The organism is Rathayibacter sp. PhB179 (assembly GCF_004345345.1).
Taxonomy (GTDB): Bacteria; Actinomycetota; Actinomycetes; order Actinomycetales; family Microbacteriaceae; genus Rathayibacter; species Rathayibacter festucae.
The window spans coordinates 58,721-77,205 of the sequence record NZ_SLVD01000006.1; the positions used below are offsets into that span (position 1 = coordinate 58,721).

The following is an 18,485-nucleotide window of genomic DNA, read 5'->3' on the forward strand; positions in this document are numbered from 1 at the left end:
CCCCCCACCCCCCTCCCTTAAGCTGACCGGATGTCAGCCCGCCCCCGGCGCCCCACCCTCGCCGATGTGGCCCGCTCGGCCGGCACCTCCGCCACCGTCGTCAGCTACGTCGTCAACAACGGCCCGCGCCCCGTCTCCCCCGAGCTCCGCGCCCGCGTCGAGACCGCCATCACCGAGCTCGGCTTCCGCCGCAACACCCTCGCCGAGGCGCTCAGCGTCGGCCGCTCGAATCTGGTCGGCCTGCTCGTCCCCGACTCCTCCAACGCCTTCTTCGGCGAGCTGGCGCGCGAGATCGAGCACGAGGCCCGCCGCCGCTCGCTGCTGACCCTCCTCGGCAACACCGAGTACGACCCGGAGGTGGAGCGCGGCTACGAGCGCACCTTCGCCGACCTGCGCACCGCCGGCATCCTCCTGATCACCATCGATCCCGCCAGCACCGCCGACACCGCCCCGCGCGTCTTCCTGCACTCCGCGGCTCCCACCGACACCGAGCCGAGCGTCGTCTTCGACGACGAGCAGGGCGTGCGAGCCGCGGTCGAGCACCTGCTCTCCCACGGCCACGCGGACGTGCACTGCGTCACCGGCCCCGACGACTTCGGCCCCTCGGGCCTCCGCGCCCGCTTCTGGGCAGAGGCGAGGGGAGGCGCCGCAGGCCGCCTGCACCGCGTGCCGATGGACCGCGTCTCGGCCGAGGCCGCCCTCCGCACGATCCTGCGCACCGAACGCCCGCGCGCCGTCTTCGCCACCACCGACGAGCACGCCCTCGCCCTCCTCCGAGCCGCGTCGCAGGAGGGGATCCGCGTCCCGGCCGAGCTCGCGATCGTCGGCTTCGACGGCATCCGCGAGGCACTGCTCGGCGGCGTCCGCGTCACCACCGTCGCCGTCCCCGTCCGCGAGATGGCCCGCATCGCCTTCGAGCTCCTCGACGAGACCCTGGCCGACGCCCCCGTGCGCCACGTCCTCCTGCCGACCACCCTCGTCCTCGGCGAGACCTGCGGCTGCACCCCCGCCCCCTGACGCCGGATCCACTGGGAAGAGTCGCCCGCAGACCTGCTGGTCGGGCAGCCGCACAGCGGCCCTCCATGCTGGTCGAGCAGCCGCGCAGCGGCCCCTTCATGCTGGTCGAGTAGCCGCGCAGCGGCGTATCGAGACCCACCGTCCAATGAAGGCCAGGTCTGCAGACTCGTCCTTCTGGCGCTGCCGGCTCTCGATACGCCCGCTCCACGGGCTACTCGATCAGCATGGGGCGCGCCCGACAGTTCGGACCTGCAGACCATGCACCCGATCCGGACGCAGAACATCAGCCGGGAGTAACTCTCAGCGCCCCTCGGCGACGACGCACGTCCTCGGCTGACGTTCTGCCGCCGCCGACGCGCACAACATCAGCTGAGACAGGGGTCCCTCCGCTGACAGCGGAGGCCGGGTGCTCTCAGCTGATGTTGTGCGAGCAGCTCCCCTCCCTGCCGGTCGACCAACCGCGCAGCGCCCCTTTCATGCCGGTCGACCAGCCGCGCGGCGCCCCTTCATGCTGGTCGAGTAGCCGCGCAGCGGCGTATCGAGACCGCGCCCTCAGCCGATCGCCGCCAGCCGCCCCACGACGCCCTCGCCCAGCCGCGCCACGTACGCCTCCGGGTCCGGCCCCTGCGGCGCGAGCTCGACTAGCGAGATCCCGAGCGCCGCGTACTCCTCCATCGCCCGCACGAACCCGTCCGGGTCGCCGACCGGGTCGCCGCCGCCGATGATCGTCTTCGTGATCGAGTCGTAGTTGCGCCCCAGCTCGTCGCAGTGGCGACGCAGCACGTCGAGCTTGTGCGCGATCCCCTCCGCCCCGATCGCGAACAGGTTGCAGGCGTCGCCGTACTCCGCGACCAGCCGCAGCGTCTTCTTCTCTCCGCTGCCCCCGATCAGGATCGGCGGCCCCGGCCGCTGGATCGGCTCCGGGTGGTTCAGCGTCTCGGCCAGCTGGAAGTGCTTCCCCGTGTACGGCCCGTCGTTCTCGCTCCACATCTGCTTGCAGATCTGCAGCGTCTCCTCGAGCCGCTCGAACCGCTCCTTCAGCGCCGGATACGGCACGCCCAGCCCGAGGTGCTCCCGCTCATACCAGGCCGCACCGATACCGAGCATCGCCCGCCCGCCCGACAGCACGTCGAGCGTCGTCACGATCTTCGCCAGCAGCCCCGGGTGCCGGTAGGTCACCCCGGTCACCAGCAGTCCCAGCCGCAGCCGCTCCGTCCGCCCCGCGACGAACCCGAGCGAGGTGTACCCCTCGAGCATCGGATCCTCGCTCGTCGCGAACTGCTCCATCTGGAAGTAGTGGTCCATCAGCGTGAACCACTCGCAGCCGACGTCCTCCGCCGTCCGCGCCGTGGCCCCGAGGATCGGCGCGATCCCGGCACTGCCCCCCGGCAGCGTGAAGTTCATGAAATGAACTCCCACCTTCATGCGAGCCCCTCCGTCCCGTCGCGAGGCGACCTTTGAACCGACTCGACGTGCGTTCCGACCTGCATGCGCGCGCTCCTGACTCCTCGGAGGCGGGTGGCGTCCGGCGGGACTCCGCCGTCTCCACGCCCGCTCCCCTGCTGATGACTCGATCCGAGCCTCCCACGCGCCGCCGCCGGTCCGGCCCGCACTCCGCGGACTCCCATCCACGCAGTGGCCGGAACGCGCCACCCGATGGTGACGGTCGCCCCGGCGGAGCACTGCGCGCCTACCGTGGTGAAACGTTCCACGGGACGGCCGCTCCGCACCCGCAGACGCAAGGCCCGGCCGCCGCCCGCCCGTCCGTTCCACGTCGACCACAGGAGTTCGCACCATGTCCGCAGAGCGCGCGCGAGTCGCAGAGCTGCTTCCCGAGACCGTCCGTCGGCAGACCCGCGTCGGACTCGTCGCCGGCGGGCTGGGGGCCTACTGGCCCCAGTTCCCCGCCCTCCTGCCTCAGCTGCAGGAGTCGGCCCGCTACGTCTCCGACCGCCTGGCGGAGCTCGACGTCGAGGTGACCGACGCCGGCTTCATCAGCGACGCCCACGGCGCGGCCTCGGCGGCGGAGGCGCTGCGCCGGGCCGATCCCGATCTCCTCGTGGTCTTCCTCACCACCTACCTCACCGCGTCGATGGTCCTGCCGATCGCGCAGCGGTCGGGCGCTCCCGTCCTGATCATCGACCTCCAGCCCACGGCGGCGATGGACCACGAGAGCTTCGGCACCAGGGAGTGGCTCGCCTACTGCGGGCAGTGCTCCGTACCCGAGATGGGCAACGTGTTCCGCCGCGCCGGCATCCCGTTCCGCTCCGTCTCCGGCCACCTGCGCGACGAGAGCGCGTGGGAGCGCATCGGCCGCTGGATCGGCGCCGCTCACGTGCGCGCCGCGCTGCGCCACGGCAGGCACGGCCTCATGGGGCACCTCTATCCCGGGATGCTCGACGTCTCGACCGACCTCACCACGGTCTCGACGACCTTCGGCTCGCACGTCGAGGTCCTCGAGTTCGACGACCTGCGCGTCCGTGTCGAAGCGGTGACCGACACCGAGGTGGAGGAGCGCCTGCAGCTGGCACAGCGCGTCTTCACGGTCGACGACACCGTCGACGAGGAGGACTTCTCCTGGGCCGCGAAGGTCTCAGTGGGCCTCGACCGGCTGATCGAGGACTTCCGGCTCGACTCGCTCGCCTACTATCACCGCGGCCTGAACGGCGAGCAGCACGAGCGACTCGGCGCCGGCATGATCCTGGGCGCATCGCTGCTCACGGCCCGCGGTGTCCCGGTCGCGGGCGAGTACGAGCTCCGCGCGTCGCTCGCGATGCTGATCGCCCAGCGCCTCGGAGCCGGCGGCTCCTTCACCGAGATCCAGGGCCTGAACTTCCTCGACGGCGTGGTCGAGATGGGCCACGACGGACCCGCGCACCTCGCGATCTCGTCCGGCGAACCGCTGCTGCGCGGCCTCGGCGTCTTCCACGGCAAGCGCGGCTGGGGCGTCTCGGTCGAGCTCGACGTCCGCCCCGGCCCGGTGACCGTCTTCGGCCTCGGTCAGGAGCGCGACGGCTCGTACGTCTTCGTCGCCTCCGAGGGCACCGTGGTGCCCGGCCCCCTGCTGCGGATCGGCAACACCACGTCCCGCGTCGACTTCGGCGGCGATCCGGGGCTCTGGGTCGACGAGTGGAGCGCTTCGGGCGTCGACCACCACTGGGCGCTGTGCATCGGCCACCGCGCACGCGACCTCCAGGCCGCCGCCGACATCCTCGGCGTGGCCTTCCGCCGGGTCCGGCTCTGACCTCGGAGTCCATCCACACCGCACGACCACCTCGTTCAAGGGAGAACAGTCCAATGGCACGTCTCGGAGCGACCTCCACCACCGGCTGGAAGGCCACCGTCTCGGTGGCGATGTCGAACTACATCGAGGCCGGCTCGATCATCGCGATCGCCACCAGCCTCGGTTTCTGGCAGGCGGAGTTCGGCATCGACGACACGGCCGTCGGCCTGCTCGCGGCCGTCAGCGCGAACGCGTTCGGAGCCGCGGTCGGCGCTCTGATCGGCGGACCGCTCTGCGACCGCTACGGTCGCAAGTTCATCTACACCTACGACCTGATCCTCTACATGGTCGGGATCCTGCTGGCGGCGTTCGCCTTCGACGTCTGGATGCTGGGGGCCGCCTTCGTCCTCACGGGGATCGCGGTCGGCGCCGGCGTCCCGGCGTCCTGGACGTACATCGCTGAGGAGGCACCGGCCGGCCGGCGCGCGAAGCACGTCGGCACGGCGCAGCTGGCCTGGTCGATGGGTCCGGTCGTCGGCTTCACGCTGGCGACCGTGCTCGCCCCCCTGGGCCTGCTGGGCAGTCGACTCGTCTTCGTCCACCTGTTCCTTGTCGCGTTCGTCGTCTGGTGGATCCGCCAGGGACTCCACGAGTCGGTCCTCTGGAAGGAGTCGAACAGCCGCGCACTGCGGACCCGCGCACCGCGTCGCGGCCTCCGGGAGCTTCTCTCGAGGCCGACGAACGTCAGGGCCCTGGTCTTCCTCTTCGGGATCTACGGTTTCTGGGGGGTGTGCGCGGGTCAGATGGGGATCTTCATGCCTCGGGTCTACGCCACGGCCGGAGTCGCCGACCCCGTCGCGCAGAATCTGCTCCAGGTGCTGCTCTGGAGCTGCACCGTTCTGGCGACCTGGCTGGGCTTCATGCGGTTCGGCGACCGGGTGAGCCGCAGGCTGCTGTACACCGCCGGTGCGGCACTGGGGATCGTCGCCTGGGTGCTGCTCGTGTTCGCCGAGGTCACGCTCCCGGTCCTCCTGCTGTTCGCGGTCTGCTGGGGAGTCTCCGCGGGCATCGGCGCGCAGGCGTTCTACAGCCTGTGGGCGAGCGAGCTGTTCGCCACCCCGTACCGCGCGAGCGCGCAGGGAGTCCTGTTCTTCGCCGCCCGCGTCGCAGTCGGGGTGCTCAGCTCCTACTTCCCGACGGTGCTCGCCGCCCGCGGCGTCCCGGTGGTCGGTCTCGTCATGATCGCGCTGCTGCTGATCGCCCTCGCCGTCGGTGCGATCTGGGCCCCGCAGACCCGGGGGAAGACCCTGCAGCAGATCGAGCTCGAGCGCTACGGAGAGCTGATCGACGCGGACCCCCGCGCCGGCGAGACCGCACGTCCGACCCTCGGCTAGACGCCGTGTCTTCCGACGGGCCATCGGCGCTGCGCTTCGACCCGTCTCCTCAGGGGATGTGGTCGTGCTGATCGTGAGTGGTCTGCGGCGCGCGGAGTCCCCGCCAGAAGGGCTCGTGTGGTGAGTGCTCGACGAAGAGCGACGGAAGGATGGCTACGGCGCCTGCACCTCGAAGGAGGATGTCATCAAGCGACGCGACGACGTCGAGCACGGATCTCGGATCGAACTGCCCGGCCAGACGCTTCGCCTTCGTCCGGACGTTGTTCGGCGTCGGTCCGGCGTCGATGATCGAGTGGTTCCACAGCCGACTGTGGTGAGCACACCTGTTGCGGAGATACACGAGCGCCCGCACTCGGTACGCGAATCCCGCCTGAGCGACGCCGAGGCTCGAGGCGACTGCGCCGGCCAACGACCCGGAATCACCGCGTTCGATGCATTTCGACAGCGTGCCGAACGACCAAGCGTCGACTGCGGACCAGATCGGCAGCGCATCGAAGCGTGCAGTCCCCACCTCGCGAGTGTTCGCTGTGAACCGCAGAATGTGCCTCTCCCGACTGCGTTCGATGTCTCGGAGGCACGCCTCCGCGGTCGGCTCCACAGAGGGAGCCTCCGAGTAGAAGGCGCCCGAGAGATACGACCTGTAGGGGCCGTGTCGATCGGCGATGACATGAGCGGTGTGGCTGCGGAGGAGGATCTCGGCGCGCGCGAGCTGCGCGCTGAGCGACTGCCTCAGCTCTTCGTCTGCGTCGTAGATCCTCCGGATCCCTTCGAAGGAGGTGTCCTGGACGAACATGTCGTCGCCGTCCTGTGGGGCGCGCTGAAAATACCTTGCATAGCCGGAGAACCGGTAGTAGTTCTGCGCCGCTAGGAATCTCTCGCAGGCCGCTGGGTCACCGATGGCGAGGTCGCGCTGGCGAAGCAACTGAACCTGCTGCGCCCACGAAAGGCTCGGCTTCAGAGCCACTGCAGTACCCCGATACCCATAAAAAAGGCCCCTCCCATTTGAGCTTCAAGGAGAGGCTTGGGAGGGGGTCGATTGGTTCGACTTTACCAGGTGCCCACGCGGCGCGGACTGTCGGACCGGTACCGGCGCGGAACGTCGAGTCCTTGGCGTCCGACGCAGCAAGATGCTGCCGCTGCCCGCTCACCGCGGCGCGTACCGCGTCAGCACCGCGCCCTCCGGCAGCGGCTCGCTGCCGAGGAAGCGCAGCTCCGGTCGGAACCCCGCAGCGAAGTACGGCGTCCCGCCGCCCAGCACGAACGGCTGCGTGTAGAGCCGGTACTCGTCGATCAGCCCGGCCGCCCCGAGCGACGCGGCCAGAGTCGGCCCGCTCACCTCGATCGCACCCTCGGTCTCGGACTTGATCCGCCGGAACGCGTCGACCGCATCGGACGCGATCAGCCTCACACCCTCGGGCACCTCGGTCACCGTCGACGAGAAGACGACCTTCGGAGTCTCGACCCACGCCTGCGCGAAGTCCTCGGCGACCTCGTCCCACTCGGGATCCGGCCGGCCCCAGTACGCCATCATCCGCCACATCCGGCTGCCGTAGACCGACAGCGCGGCGGCCCGCTGCCCCTCGTTGAACACCCGGTGCAGCGCGGGCCCGGGCGCGGGGAGACCGGAGATGTCGCCGTCCGCCGCCGCGACGAACCCGTCGATCGACACGAGCATCCCGTAGCTGACGAACCCCATCGGAGCCTCCTGACCGGTGCGACCCCGGCGTCGCACGCCCCGATGCTAGCCACGCACCCGCTGCGCCCGGAAGAGGAGACGTCCGAACGAGTCCTACGCCCCGACGCGGAACCGGCGCCCGCCGAACTCCACGACGTCGCCGACCGCCAGCTGCCGCCCGCGCCGCCGGTCCACCTCGCCGTTCACGCTGACGAAGCCGTCCGCGACGGCCTCCTTCACCTCGCCGCCGGAGTCGAGGATCCCCGCGAACTTCAGGAACTGCCCGAGCCGGATGCTCTCCCCGTCGAGCGCGACCTCCTCGACCGGATCCTGTGCAGCCACGAGCGTCAGACCGCCGGGATGTCCGCGAAGCGGGAGAAGTGGCCGTGGAAGCCCACGGTCACCGTCCGGGTCGGACCGTTGCGGTGCTTGGCGACGATGAGATCGGCCTCGCCCGCGCGCGGGTTGTCCTTCTCGTAGGCGCTCTCGCGGTGCAGCAGGATCACCATGTCGGCGTCCTGCTCGATCGAGCCGGACTCGCGGAGGTCGGAGATGGCGGGCAGCTTGTCGGCGCGCTGCTCCGGTCCACGGTTCAGCTGCGACAGCGCGATGACCGGCACCTGCAGCTCCTTCGCGAGCAGCTTCAGTGCACGCGAGAACTCGGAGACCTCCTGCTGGCGGCTCTCGACCTTCTTGCCCGAGGTCATCAGCTGGAGGTAGTCGATGACGACCATCTTCAGGCCGATGCGCTGCTTGAGCCGCCGGCACTTCGCGCGGATCTCGACGAGCGTGAGGTTCGGCGAGTCGTCGATGTAGAGCGGAGCGTCGTTGATGCGGCCACGGGTGGAGGCGATGGTCGTCCAATCGCGCTGGTCGACCGTGCCCTTGCGCATGTGCTGCAGCGGAACGGACGCCTCGGCCGAGAGCAGGCGCATCGCGATCTCGCTGCGCCCCATCTCGAGCGAGAAGAAGATGGTCGCCATGTTGTGCTTGATCGCGGCGGCGCGGGCGAAGTCGAGCGCGAGCGTCGACTTGCCCAGCGCCGGTCGCGCCGCGACGATGATCATCTGGCCGGGGTGGAAGCCGTTGGTGAGGTCGTCCAGGTCGGCGAAGCCGGTCGGCACACCGGTGAAGGCGCCGTCCTTGTGCGCCGCGGCCTCGATCTCGTCGATGGCGACGGTCACCGCGTCGGTCAGCGGGACGTAGTCCTCCGCCGTCTCGGACCCGGTGACGTTGTAGATCTCGGCCTGCGCCGTGTTGACGAGGTCGAGCACCTCGCCCTCGCCCTGGTAGCCCATCTGCGCGATGCGGGTGCCCGCCTCGACCAGGCGGCGCAGCAGCGCGCGCTCGGCCACGATCGACGCGTAGTAGCCCGCGTTCGCCGCGGTCGGCACCATCGCGGTGAGCGAGTGCAGGTAGTCGGCGCCGCCGGCGCGCTGCAGCTCGCCCTGCTTGGTCAGCTCGTCGGTGACGGCGATGACGTCGGTCGGCTCGCCGTGCGAGTAGAGCGCCAGGATCGCCTCGAAGACGATCTCGTGCTTGGGGATGTAGAAGTCGGTCGCCTTGACGCTCTCCACCACGTCGGCGACGGCGTCCTTCGAGAGCAGCATGCCGCCGAGCGCCGACTGCTCCGCGAGCAGGTCGTGCGGGGGCGTGCGCTCGTTGCTGCGCGGGGAGTCCCCTCGGGAGTCCCGCCCGTCTCGTCCGTCCGAGCCGGGAACCGCCAGGTGCGCGATCGTCATGCCTTCGCCTCCTCCTGTCGGGTGCCTCGCGGAACGGGTGGCGACACGGTCGAGCCGTCTGTCGCGAGTGCCGGGAACAGGTCTACGCCCGACCTCCGACAGCGGACGCTCGGCGCCCGCCCCGCTCCCCTCGCGGGGCGCTGCGCCACACTACGGACCGCCCGCCGCCGGGGTCAAACCACCCTGTGGAGAGAACTGTGGAGAACGAGCGGGAAACGCCGCGGCCGCTGTGGGCAACATGTGGAGAACCCTGTGGGAACTCGACTGTCGGACAAGTTTTTTCGGCGTCCTGACCAGGCTTTTCCTTCTTTCCACAGGTGTGTGGGGAAAAGAGTCTCCAGACCACATTGAAGGTTGCCCTCCCGCGAGGGTGTATGTGGATGGAGCTGTGGAGAACCGCAACGACGAAGGGCGGTGCGAGGGGACCGTGAAGTCCCGTCGCACCGCCCTCCGCGGCGTTCTCGCGGCCTTACTTGGCCGCGACCACCTGCAGCTTCACGGTGGCCTGGATGTCGTCGCGCAGACGCACCACGGCCTCGTGCTCGCCGACGTTCTTGATCGCGTTCGAGATCACGATCTTGCGCTTGTCGAGCTCGCCGTAGCCGGCCGCCGCCACCGCAGTCGCGATGTCGGAGGTCTTGACGGAGCCGAAGAGGCGCCCGTCCTTGCCGGCCTTGACGGTCAGCTTCACGCGGTTGGCCTCGAGGACCTGCTTCGTGTGCTGAGCCTCCTCGATGGTCTTGTGCTCACGAGCGGCTCGCGCCGACTTGATCTGCTCGACCTGCTTCTCGCCACCGCGGGTCCACGCGACGCCGAAGCCCTGCGGGATGAGGTAGTTGCGGGCGAACCCGTTCTTCACGTCGACGACGTCGCCGGCGGAGCCGAGCCCGTCGACCTCGTGGGTCAGGATGACCTTGGACATCTTCTACCTACCTTCCGCTGCCGGCGTAGGGCAGGAGCGCCATCTCGCGGGCGTTCTTGACGGCGCGGGCGATGAGGCGCTGCTCCTGGACGGAGACGCCGGTGATGCGACGGGCGCGGATCTTGCCGCGCTCGGAGATGAACTTGCGAAGGGTCGGGACGTCCTTGTAGTCGATGACGCCCACGCGGACCGACTTCGCGGGGGCCGCGTTCTTCGCGCCCTTGCCGCGGATCGGCTTGCGGCGGTCGCCGCTGCTCTTTCCAGCCATAGTGGTTTCCTTAGATTCTGGTTCGCGTCCGTCGGCACCCCTCTCGGGGCGGGGACGCGTGATTCAGGTGAGGGCGCGCTCGAGCCGGAGGCTCAGAACGGCGTCTCGTCGTTGTAGCTGCCCGGCGTGCTCCACACGTCGCCACCGGCCGGAGCGCTGGGCGCCCACGGCTCCTCGGCCTGGCCGCCACCGCGGTTGCCGCCGCCGTTGCCGCCGTTGCCGCCGCCGAAGCCGCCCTGGCTCGCGCCCTGGTTGCCACCGCCGCCGCCGCCGACCTGACCGCGTCCACCGCCGCCGCCGGCCGCGCGCGTGACCTGAGCGGTCGCGTAGCGCAGCGAGGGGCCGATCTCGTCGATCTCGAGCTCGATGCTGGTGCGCTTCTCGCCTTCCTTCGTCTCGTAGGAGCGCTGCTTCAGGCGGCCGGTCGCGACGACACGGCTTCCCTTGGTCAGCGTCCCCGCGACGTTCTCGGCGAACTCGCGCCAGACGGAGGCCCGGAGGAACAGCGCTTCGCCGTCCTTCCAGTCGTTCGCCTGACGGTCGAAGGTGCGCGGCGTGGAGGCGATGGTGAAGTTCGCGACCGCGAGCCCGCCCTGCGTGTAGCGCAGCTCGGGGTCGGCGGTGAGGTTCCCCACCACGGTGATGATCGTCTCGCCGGCCATCAGCGTTACGCCTTGGGAGCGGCCGGAGCCTTGGCAGCCTTGCGGGCGGCCTTCTCGTCGGCGAGCTTCTTGGCGGCGGCGACCTGGGCGATGCCCTCTTCGGCGCGGAGCACCTTGGTGCGCATGACGGCCTCCGACAGCTTCAGCTGACGGTCGAGCTCGTTCGCGGCGGCCGAGGTCGACGTGAAGTCGACGATGGCGTAGATGCCCTCGGACTTCTTGTTGATCTCGTACGCCAGACGACGGCGGCCCCAGACGTCGACCTTGTCGATGGATCCACCATCGGTGCGGATGACGTTGAGGAACTTGTCGAGACTCGGAGCGACGGTGCGCTCATCGATCTCGGGATCCAGGATGACCATGAGTTCGTACTGATGCGTCACTAACCCACCTCCTTCGGACTGAACGGCCACGGTATTTCCGTGACAGGAGGGTATGTAGCATCTGCCCACTCCCGCGGACGCGAGTGCGTCTGGTCATGGACAACCTGACGACCCTACCATCCGCGGGGCTCCGAGCCCAGGGCCGATCCGGCGGGATCCGCAGTCACCCGCCGGATCCCGCCGTCACCGGGACGCGCTACCGCTGGATGAACGCCAGCAGGTCCGGGTTGAGCACGTCGGCGTGGGTCGTCAGCATGCCGTGCGGGTAGCCCTCGTAGATCTTCAGCGTCGAGTCCTGCAGCAGCTCGTGCTGCTTCAGCGCCGCGTCCTGGTACGGCACGACCTGGTCGTCGTCGCCCTGCAGCACGAGGACCGGGACGGTGATCGCCTTCAGGTCCTCCGTCTGGTCCGTCTCCGAGAACGCCGTGATGCCCTCGTAGTGCGCGAGCGCACTGCCCGTCATCCCCTGGCGCCACCAGTTGTCGATCACCGGCTGCGAGACCTCCGCGCCGTCGCGGTTGAAGCCGTAGAACGGACCCGACGCGACGGCCTGGAAGAACTCGGCGCGGTTCGCGGCGAGCGCCTCGCGGAACCCGTCGAAGACGCTCATCGGCGTGCCCTCGGGGTTCGCCTCCGTCTGCACCATCAGCGGCGGCACGGAGGAGACGAGGACCGCCTTCGCCACGCGGCCCTGCGGCTGGCCGTACTGCGCGACGTAGCGCGCGACCTGGCCGCCGCCGGTGGAGTGGCCGATGTGGACCGCGTCGTGCAGGTCGAGGTGCCGCACCACGGCGTCGACGTCGCTGGCGTAGTGGTCCATGTCGTGTCCGGTGCCGACCTGGGCCGACCGCCCGTGGCCCCGGCGGTCGGTCGCGATCACGCGGTAGCCGTGCGCGTGGAAGAAGAGGAGCTGCGCGTCCCAGTCGTCCGAGGACAGCGGCCAGCCGTGGTGGAACACGATCGGCTGCGCGTCCGCGGATCCCCAGTCCTTGTAGTAGATCTCGACGTCATCGTCCGTGGTCACATACGGCATGGTCGTACCTCCGTGCTCGGGTCGGCCCGGGGCACGCCCGAGTCGACGTCAGCGTGCGCTCCTCCCCGAAGCAGGGGAGAAGTGGCTCCACGATAGGCCTGCCGCGTCGCGACACGGAGGGATCGCTCCGAAGTTCGAGAACCGTTCAGACGGTCGTCCGGAGGACGGGACGGATCTGGTGCCGGACGGCGCGGAGGGACAAGCTGAGCGCATGACGACGCAGCAGACGATCGACCCCTCCGTCCCGCCGAGCGGCCCCGGCTGCGTCGAGTGCGAGCAGTCCGGCTCGTGGTGGCTGCACCTGCGCCGCTGCGCGCTCTGCGGGCACATCGGCTGCTGCGACGACTCGCTGAACCGGCACGCGACCGCGCACTTCCACGAGACCGGCCACTCGGTCATCCGGAGCTTCGAGCCCGGCGAGGAGTGGTTCTGGGACTACCGGACGGACGACTACGCTGACGGTCCGCGTCTCGCCGACCCGCAGAGCCACCCCGCCGACCAGTCGACGCCCGGACCGGCGGACCGGGTGCCGCGCGACTGGCAGTCCGTTCTCACGGACCGGGACTGATCGGCTCCCGATCCCGCGCGACGACGCTCAGCGCGCCGCCCACCACTCCTTCAGCCGCCGGGCGGCCTCCTCCTCGCCGAGCGGTCCCTCCTCGAGTCGCAGCTCGAGCAGGAACTTGTACGCCAGCCCCACCTCGCGCCCCGGCGGCAGCTCCAGGATCGCCATGATCTGCGTGCCGTCGAGGTCGGGCCGCTTCGAGGCGAGCTCCTCCTTCTCGGCGAGCTCCGCGATCCGCTGCTCCAGGTCGTCGTAGGCGTGCGCGAGCCGGTCGGCCTTGCGGGTGTTGCGGGTCGTCACGTCGGCCCGGGTCAGGATGTGCAGCCGCTCGAGCAGCGGGCCGGCGTCGGTGACGTAGCGGCGGACGGCCGAGTCGGTCCAGGCGCCCTCGGTGTAGCCGAAGAAGCGCAGGTGCAGCTCGATCAACCGGGCGACGTCCGCGATGGTCTGCTTGTCGAACTTCAGCGAGCGCAGCCGCTTGATCGCCAGCTTCGAGCCGACGAGGTCGTGGTGGTAGAAGCTGACCGCTCCGCCCGGCTCCAGCCGCCGCGTCGCCGGCTTGCCGATGTCGTGCAGCAGCGCCGCGATGCGGAGGGTGACGTCCGGCGCCGCGCCGGGGTTCCGCTGCCCCTCCAGCGCGATCGCCTGCTCCAGCACCGTGAGGCTGTGCACGTAGACGTCCTTGTGGTGGTGGTGCTCGTCCTGCTCCAGGCGGAGGGCCGGCAGCTCGGGGAGGAAGTAACCGGCCAGACCGGTGTCGACGAGCAGCTCGAGTCCGGCCCGCGGCGAGGCGGTCGCGAGGAGCTTCCGCAGCTCCTCCTGCACCCGCTCCGCGGAGACGTCGTCGATGCGCGGGGCCAGCTCGGCCATCGCCCACTCGACCTCGTCGGTCGTCCGGAAGCCGAGCTGCGAGGTGAACCGCGCGCCGCGCAGCATCCGCAGCGGGTCGTCGCCGAAGGAGAGGTCGGCGGCGGCCGGAGTGCGCAGCCGGCCGGCGAGCAGGTCCTCCACTCCCCCGGCCGGGTCGACCAGCACGATCTCGGGCAGCCGCAGCGCCATCGCGTTGACGGTGAAGTCGCGGCGCACGAGGTCGCCCTCCAGGCTGTCGCCGAACTCGACCTCGGGCTTGCGGCTGACCCCGTCGTAGCTGTCGCTGCGGTAGGTGGTGATCTCCACCGTCTCGCCGGCGATCCGCGCGCCGATCGTGCCGAACGCCCGGCCGATGTCCCAGTGCGCCTCGGCGATCGGAGCGACGATCCGCACGATGTCGTCCGGCCGCGCCGAGGTCGTGAAGTCGAGGTCGTGCACGCCGTGGCCCAGGAAGGCGTCGCGGACGGGGCCGCCGACCAGCGCGAGCTCGTGGCCCTGCGCGGCGAACGCCTCCGCGAGCCGGGCCACCGTCGGTGTCGCCGCGAGAGCTCGGAGGGTCTCGAGGGCGGTCTGGACGCTGTGCATCCGGCAGATCCTACCGGGGAGGCGTGACCGGGCCGCGGTACGCGCCGGAGTGCAACCGCCTCGACCGGTTACGGCTCCTGAGCGACTCCGCAGCGCATCCCGCGGCCCGGCAGACGGCCGCCCGAGGGCCTGCCCGTAGAATCACCCGCATGGAGGCCGAGTGAGTTCGATGCGTCGGCGCGACCTCACCCCCTCCGATCGCCCCCGCCCCCGGCGAGCGGTCCCGCAGCTGCTCCGCTCCGCCGGTGCCGCTGCGCTGTCGATCGCGCTCCTCGGCGGCGCCCTCCCCGCGGCGGCGGACGCCGCTGAGCGCACGGCCCTCGAGTCCGGGCAGGCCACCGTCACGGCGACGGTCGGCGCGGCGAACGACGGCGTCCTCCTCCCCGGCGACGACCTCCAGCTCGCGATCTCCGTGCGCAACGGCACCACCGAGTCGATCGACGGCGCGCGCGTCGAGGTCGCGATCGACGAGGACACCCTCGACTCCCGGGCCGAGCTCGCCGAGTGGCTCGACGGCGAGTCCGAGGACGAGGGCACGAGCACCGGCGACGGCGCCGACGTGCGACTGCTCCCCTCCAGCTCCGCCCAGGTCGGCGTCACCGTCCCCGCGGCCTCGCTCCCCTTCTCCACGGACTCGATCCGCGACCCGGAGGCGTTCGGCACCCACGCGATCTCGGTGACCGTCACCAGCCCCGGTGGCACCGTCGCGACCGCCCGAGGCGTCGTCGAGCTCTCGACCGGCTTCCCCAGCGAGCAGGAGACCGGCGTCAGCGTCCTCGTGCCGCTCACGGTCCCCGACACCGCAGACGGCCTGCTCTCCGCCGAGACGCTGCAGGACTACACCCAGACCACCGGCACACTCTCGCGCCAGCTCGACACCGTCGACGGCCGCGCCGTGACCATCGGAGTGGATCCGCGCATCCTCGCGTCGATCCGGGTCCTCGGCGACACGGCACCGGAGTCGGCGACCGCCTGGCTGGACCGGCTCGAGTCGGTGCCGAACGAGGTCTTCGCCCTGCCCTACGCGGATGCGGACGTCGCCGCCCAGGCGCAGTCCGGCCTGTCCACGCTCCTGGCGCCGACCTCGTTCGAGTACGCGCTCGATCCCACCCTGTTCGCGCCGACGAGCACGGGGACGCCGACCCCGACGGCGGTTCCCGGCGACTCGACCGCCCAGGACCTCCCCGAGCGCCCGACGACCGAGTCGCTCCTCGCGTTCGACTGGTCGCCGACGGTCGGCCGCATCGCCTGGCCGGACGACGGCACCGTCCGCGCGGCGGATCTCGGCGTGTATGCCACCGGCGGCATGACCCGCACGGTCGTCTCCTCCGACAATCTCGAGCTGCCGGACGGCGTCACCACGACGACCCGAGCCGCCATCGACGACCACGACGTCATCGTCGCCGACAGTGCCCTCTCCACCGCCTTCGACCGTGCGGTCAGCGCGAGCACCGACTCGGAGTGGCGCGCGAGCACGGCCGACCTCACCGCCGACCTCGCGCAGGTGCAGCGGGAGGGCGAGTCCCCCGACGTGGTCCTCGCGCTCGACCGCGGCGCCGCGATCGACGGTGTCCGCCTCGCGCAGACCCTCGACGCCGTCGACGCCCTGCCCTGGGCCGAGGGCTCGTCCCTCGCCGCCGCCCTCACCGCGCCCGCCACCGAGGACGCGACGATCGTCGACAGCCCGGAGTCGGAGCAGCGCCTCGAGGGCGTGTCCGACCTGCTGACCGCGGCCGCCCGCGTCGAGTCGTTCTCGGCCGTGCTCACCGAGCCGGAGCTGCTCAGCGGCAAGCGCCGCAACGACCTCCTCGCCCTGCTCGCCGTGACCTGGCGCGAGGACACGGCGGGCTGGCAGGAGGCGGTCACCGCCAGCCGCGAGCAGGCCGACACCACGCTCTCCTCCGTCGCCATCGAGAGCTCCGACAGCGTCACCCAGCTCTCCCGCGACTCCAGCATCCCGGTCTACGTCCGCAACGACCTGCCCTGGCCCGTGACGGTCCGGATCCAGGCCTCGACCTCGAACGCCGTCCTCGACATCGACGAGTCCTCGGTCGAGCCGACGGCGATCGACGCCCGCTCGCAGGGCCGCGTCCTCATTCCCGTGAAGGCACGCGTTGGCAACGGCGAGACCGAGCTCCGGATGCAGCTGACGTCGCAGGACGGCACGCCCATCGGCGCTCCCACCGGCATCGTCACCAACGTCCGCGCCGACTGGGAGACCGTCGGCACCCTGGGCGTCGGCATCCTCCTCGTCCTCGTCTTCGGCGCAGGCATCCTCCGCAACATCCGCCGGCGCCGCCGCGGCGACACCCCCGAGGAGGACGAGGAGGACCCCAACGCCCCGCTCGCCATCCAGCCGGGCCTCGACGACGACCGAACGGATCCCCGTGGCTAGCTTCTCCCTCGGTCGCGCGAGCGCCGTCCTCGCCTCCGGCACGATGGTCTCGCGGGTCCTCGGCTTCGTGATGTCGATCGTCCTCGCGCAGACGATCGGCGCTGCGGTCGCACCCGGCGCGGACGCCTTCACCGTCGCGAACCTGCTGCCCAACACGATCTACACGATCATCGCGGGCGGTGCGCTCAACGCGGTCCTCGTCCCGCAGATCGTCCGGGCGGGCCTCCACGCCGACGGTGGCCGTGGGTACATCAACAGTCTCCTCACCCTGACACTCGGGCTCCTGGTGGTGACGACCGTCATCGGGACCCTCCTGGCCCCCGTGCTCATCCGCCTGTACGCACCTGCCTACGGCCCGGAGCAGTACGACCTGGCGGTGTCGTTCGCCTACTGGTGCGTCCCCCAGGTCTTCTTCTACGGGCTCTTCACGATCCTCGGCGAGGTCCTCAACGCGCGCGGATCGTTCGGCCCCTTCACCTGGGCACCGGTGCTCAACAACATCGTGGCTCTGGGCGGCCTGATCGCCTTCAACATCCTGTTCGGCTCGGATCCGAGCGGCGACCGCCCCGTCGACTCGTGGTCGCCCGGCATGGTCGCTCTCCTCGCAGGAAGTGCGACCCTGGGCATCGTCGCCCAATCGACCTTCCTCATCTTCTTCTGGCGCAGGGTCGGCCTCAGCTACCGACCAGCACTGAACCTCCGCGGTCTCGGACTCGGTACCGCGGGCCGGATGTCGCTGTGGTCCTTCGCGACGGTCCTGCTCACGATCGGAGCGGGGCTCGTGGAGAGCCGCGTGGCCTCCCCCGCGTCCGGTGAGGGCGCGTCCGCGGCAGCCCTGCAGAAGGGCTGGCTGATCTTCATGCTGCCGCACTCCGTCATCGCGATCTCGATCGCCGTGGCGTACTTCACCAAGATGAGCGGCCACTCCGCGCGGGGCGAGATGAAGGAGTTCCGCTCCGACATCTCGACATCCCTGCGGCTCGTGCTGATGATGCTGGTCTTCTCGAGCGCGGCGATCGTCGTCGTGTCCGTCCCCTTCGGTTCGGTCTTCACCGACACCTTCGCCGACGCCCAGGCCATCGGCGCTATCGCCGTCGCCTACGTCGTCGCGCTCCCGCTCTTCTCCTCGATCGCGATCATGCAGCGGGCGTTCTACGCCCTGAGCGACGGAGCCCGTCCGTTCCTCTTCACCCTGGTCCAGGTCGTCGTCGCCGTCATCGGCTACCAGCTGGTCCGCCAGCTGCCGCCGGAGCAGACGGCGATCGGCATCGCGGCCTCCACCTCCGCCGGCATCATCGTCCAGGCCCTCGTGGCGGCCTTCCTGCTGCGCCGCAAGCTCGGGGGCACCGGCGGTGCCAGGATCGTCCGCCGTCTCAGTCAGTACGCCCTCGCGGCCGTCCCTTCGGCCGCCGCGGGGTTCGGAGTGCTCGTCCTGCTCGGAGGGACACGTCCCGGCGGATTCGCCGTCACGAACTACGTCGAGCCGCTCGTCTCCATGGCGGCCATCGGAACCGTCATGGCCCTCGTCTACTTCGGTGTGCTCTGGGTCCTCCGCGTCCCGGAGCTGCGCGCGATGGCCGCGCCGCTCCTCCGCCGCCTCGGGCGCTGACGCGGCACGGGACGCCCGAGCGTTCCTGAGAGCCCCCATCGCGACACTGGGACGTCACCGGACCGGTGGTGCGCCCCCGGGCGCGACGTGGAAGGGTGGGGGCGTCCTCCGGCAGAGCCGCCTCCCCCCTCCTCCCTCCCGC

Annotated in this window: 17 protein-coding genes; 6 read left to right on the forward strand and 11 right to left on the reverse strand. The window is 70.6% G+C overall.

Annotated features, from left to right (window positions below; translation table 11 throughout):
- Window positions 1–30: 30 nt before the first annotated feature.
- Entirely contained in the window at window positions 31–1,017 is a 987-nt protein-coding gene (locus tag EDF43_RS13205) for a LacI family DNA-binding transcriptional regulator (protein WP_132437303.1), read from the forward strand.
- Window positions 1,018–1,569: 552 nt separating this feature from the next.
- On the opposite strand, the gene EDF43_RS13210 is transcribed toward EDF43_RS13205, so the two are convergent.
- Window positions 1,570–2,442, reverse strand: coding sequence for an LLM class F420-dependent oxidoreductase (locus EDF43_RS13210; RefSeq protein ID WP_132437304.1), 873 nt, complete (start codon window positions 2,440–2,442; stop codon window positions 1,570–1,572).
- Window positions 2,443–2,812: 370 nt separating this feature from the next.
- Here EDF43_RS13210 and EDF43_RS13215 point away from each other — a divergent pair, with 370 nt between their 5' ends.
- A complete protein-coding gene (locus tag EDF43_RS13215) occupies window positions 2,813–4,261 on the forward strand; it encodes an L-fucose/L-arabinose isomerase family protein (RefSeq protein ID WP_132437305.1) in 1,449 nt (482 codons plus the stop codon).
- Between the two features lie 53 nt (window positions 4,262–4,314).
- Complete coding sequence (locus tag EDF43_RS13220) at window positions 4,315–5,634, forward strand: MFS transporter (protein ID WP_132437306.1); 1,320 nt, start codon at window positions 4,315–4,317, stop codon at window positions 5,632–5,634.
- Window positions 5,635–5,683: 49 nt separating this feature from the next.
- On the opposite strand, the gene EDF43_RS13225 is transcribed toward EDF43_RS13220, so the two are convergent.
- From EDF43_RS13225 to EDF43_RS13265, 9 genes are all read right to left on the reverse strand, one after another.
- Window positions 5,684–6,598 carry an Abi family protein gene (locus EDF43_RS13225; protein ID WP_243582960.1) on the reverse strand — a complete coding sequence of 305 codons (915 nt, stop codon included), beginning with the start codon at window positions 6,596–6,598 and terminating at the stop codon, window positions 5,684–5,686.
- Between the two features lie 180 nt (window positions 6,599–6,778).
- The gene (locus tag EDF43_RS13230) at window positions 6,779–7,330 is read right to left on the reverse strand and encodes a dihydrofolate reductase family protein (protein WP_132437307.1); all 552 of its coding nucleotides are present in this window, start codon (window positions 7,328–7,330) and stop codon (window positions 6,779–6,781) included.
- Between the two features lie 93 nt (window positions 7,331–7,423).
- Window positions 7,424–7,651 (reverse strand): RNA-binding S4 domain-containing protein, encoded by a 228-nt coding sequence (locus EDF43_RS13235; RefSeq protein WP_123706127.1) that lies wholly within the window; start codon window positions 7,649–7,651, stop codon window positions 7,424–7,426.
- A 5-nt stretch (window positions 7,652–7,656) separates the two neighbouring features.
- Entirely contained in the window at window positions 7,657–9,051 is a 1,395-nt protein-coding gene (dnaB, locus tag EDF43_RS13240; protein ID WP_123447283.1) for a replicative DNA helicase, read from the reverse strand.
- A 469-nt stretch (window positions 9,052–9,520) separates the two neighbouring features.
- A complete protein-coding gene (gene rplI / locus EDF43_RS13245; RefSeq protein WP_123447282.1) occupies window positions 9,521–9,973 on the reverse strand; it encodes a 50S ribosomal protein L9 in 453 nt (150 codons plus the stop codon).
- Between the two features lie 7 nt (window positions 9,974–9,980).
- Window positions 9,981–10,241, reverse strand: a complete 261-nt coding sequence (gene rpsR, locus EDF43_RS13250) for a 30S ribosomal protein S18 (protein ID WP_056039813.1) — start codon at window positions 10,239–10,241, stop codon at window positions 9,981–9,983.
- A 92-nt stretch (window positions 10,242–10,333) separates the two neighbouring features.
- Window positions 10,334–10,903 (reverse strand): single-stranded DNA-binding protein, encoded by a 570-nt coding sequence (locus EDF43_RS13255; protein ID WP_132437308.1) that lies wholly within the window; start codon window positions 10,901–10,903, stop codon window positions 10,334–10,336.
- Between the two features lie 5 nt (window positions 10,904–10,908).
- Window positions 10,909–11,286: a 30S ribosomal protein S6 gene (gene rpsF, locus EDF43_RS13260; protein ID WP_123447279.1), complete on the reverse strand. Its 378-nt coding sequence runs from the start codon at window positions 11,284–11,286 to the stop codon at window positions 10,909–10,911.
- 196 nt (window positions 11,287–11,482) lie between these two features.
- A complete protein-coding gene (locus EDF43_RS13265) occupies window positions 11,483–12,319 on the reverse strand; it encodes an alpha/beta hydrolase (protein ID WP_123736138.1) in 837 nt (278 codons plus the stop codon).
- 211 nt (window positions 12,320–12,530) lie between these two features.
- Here EDF43_RS13265 and EDF43_RS13270 point away from each other — a divergent pair, with 211 nt between their 5' ends.
- Complete coding sequence (locus EDF43_RS13270) at window positions 12,531–12,887, forward strand: UBP-type zinc finger domain-containing protein (protein WP_123706124.1); 357 nt, start codon at window positions 12,531–12,533, stop codon at window positions 12,885–12,887.
- A 27-nt stretch (window positions 12,888–12,914) separates the two neighbouring features.
- Here the strand turns inward: EDF43_RS13270 and EDF43_RS13275 are convergent, their stop codons facing one another.
- On the reverse strand, window positions 12,915–14,339 hold the full coding sequence (locus tag EDF43_RS13275; RefSeq protein WP_132437309.1) for a CCA tRNA nucleotidyltransferase: 1,425 nt from the start codon (window positions 14,337–14,339) through the stop codon (window positions 12,915–12,917).
- A gap of 169 nt (window positions 14,340–14,508) precedes the next feature.
- On the opposite strand from EDF43_RS13275, the gene EDF43_RS21880 reads away from it, so the two are divergent.
- Together EDF43_RS21880 and murJ are read left to right on the forward strand one after the other, a co-directional pair.
- Window positions 14,509–16,734: a DUF6049 family protein gene (locus EDF43_RS21880; protein ID WP_243646323.1), complete on the forward strand. Its 2,226-nt coding sequence runs from the start codon at window positions 14,509–14,511 to the stop codon at window positions 16,732–16,734.
- A complete protein-coding gene (murJ, locus tag EDF43_RS13280; protein WP_243646312.1) occupies window positions 16,727–18,343 on the forward strand; it encodes a murein biosynthesis integral membrane protein MurJ in 1,617 nt (538 codons plus the stop codon). The genes EDF43_RS21880 and murJ overlap by 8 nt, the downstream gene beginning before the upstream one ends.
- The last annotated feature ends 142 nt before the right edge of the window (window positions 18,344–18,485 follow it).

Bases quoted from the DNA above. Each gene is read 5' to 3' on its own strand.
- EDF43_RS13205 (WP_132437303.1), top strand. From the start codon at position 31: ATGTCAGCCCGCCCCCGGCGCCCCACCCTCGCCGATGTGGCCCGCTCG.
- EDF43_RS13210 (WP_132437304.1), bottom strand. From the start codon at position 2,442: ATGAAGGTGGGAGTTCATTTCATGAACTTCACGCTGCCGGGGGGCAGT.
- EDF43_RS13215 (WP_132437305.1), top strand. From the start codon at position 2,813: ATGTCCGCAGAGCGCGCGCGAGTCGCAGAGCTGCTTCCCGAGACCGTC.
- EDF43_RS13220 (WP_132437306.1), top strand. From the start codon at position 4,315: ATGGCACGTCTCGGAGCGACCTCCACCACCGGCTGGAAGGCCACCGTC.
- EDF43_RS13230 (WP_132437307.1), bottom strand. From the start codon at position 7,330: ATGGGGTTCGTCAGCTACGGGATGCTCGTGTCGATCGACGGGTTCGTC.
- dnaB (WP_123447283.1), bottom strand. From the start codon at position 9,051: ATGACGATCGCGCACCTGGCGGTTCCCGGCTCGGACGGACGAGACGGG.
- rplI (WP_123447282.1), bottom strand. From the start codon at position 9,973: ATGTCCAAGGTCATCCTGACCCACGAGGTCGACGGGCTCGGCTCCGCC.
- rpsR (WP_056039813.1), bottom strand. From the start codon at position 10,241: ATGGCTGGAAAGAGCAGCGGCGACCGCCGCAAGCCGATCCGCGGCAAG.
- EDF43_RS13255 (WP_132437308.1), bottom strand. From the start codon at position 10,903: ATGGCCGGCGAGACGATCATCACCGTGGTGGGGAACCTCACCGCCGAC.
- EDF43_RS13265 (WP_123736138.1), bottom strand. From the start codon at position 12,319: ATGCCGTATGTGACCACGGACGATGACGTCGAGATCTACTACAAGGAC.
- EDF43_RS13270 (WP_123706124.1), top strand. From the start codon at position 12,531: ATGACGACGCAGCAGACGATCGACCCCTCCGTCCCGCCGAGCGGCCCC.
- EDF43_RS13275 (WP_132437309.1), bottom strand. From the start codon at position 14,339: ATGCACAGCGTCCAGACCGCCCTCGAGACCCTCCGAGCTCTCGCGGCG.
- EDF43_RS21880 (WP_243646323.1), top strand. From the start codon at position 14,509: ATGCGTCGGCGCGACCTCACCCCCTCCGATCGCCCCCGCCCCCGGCGA.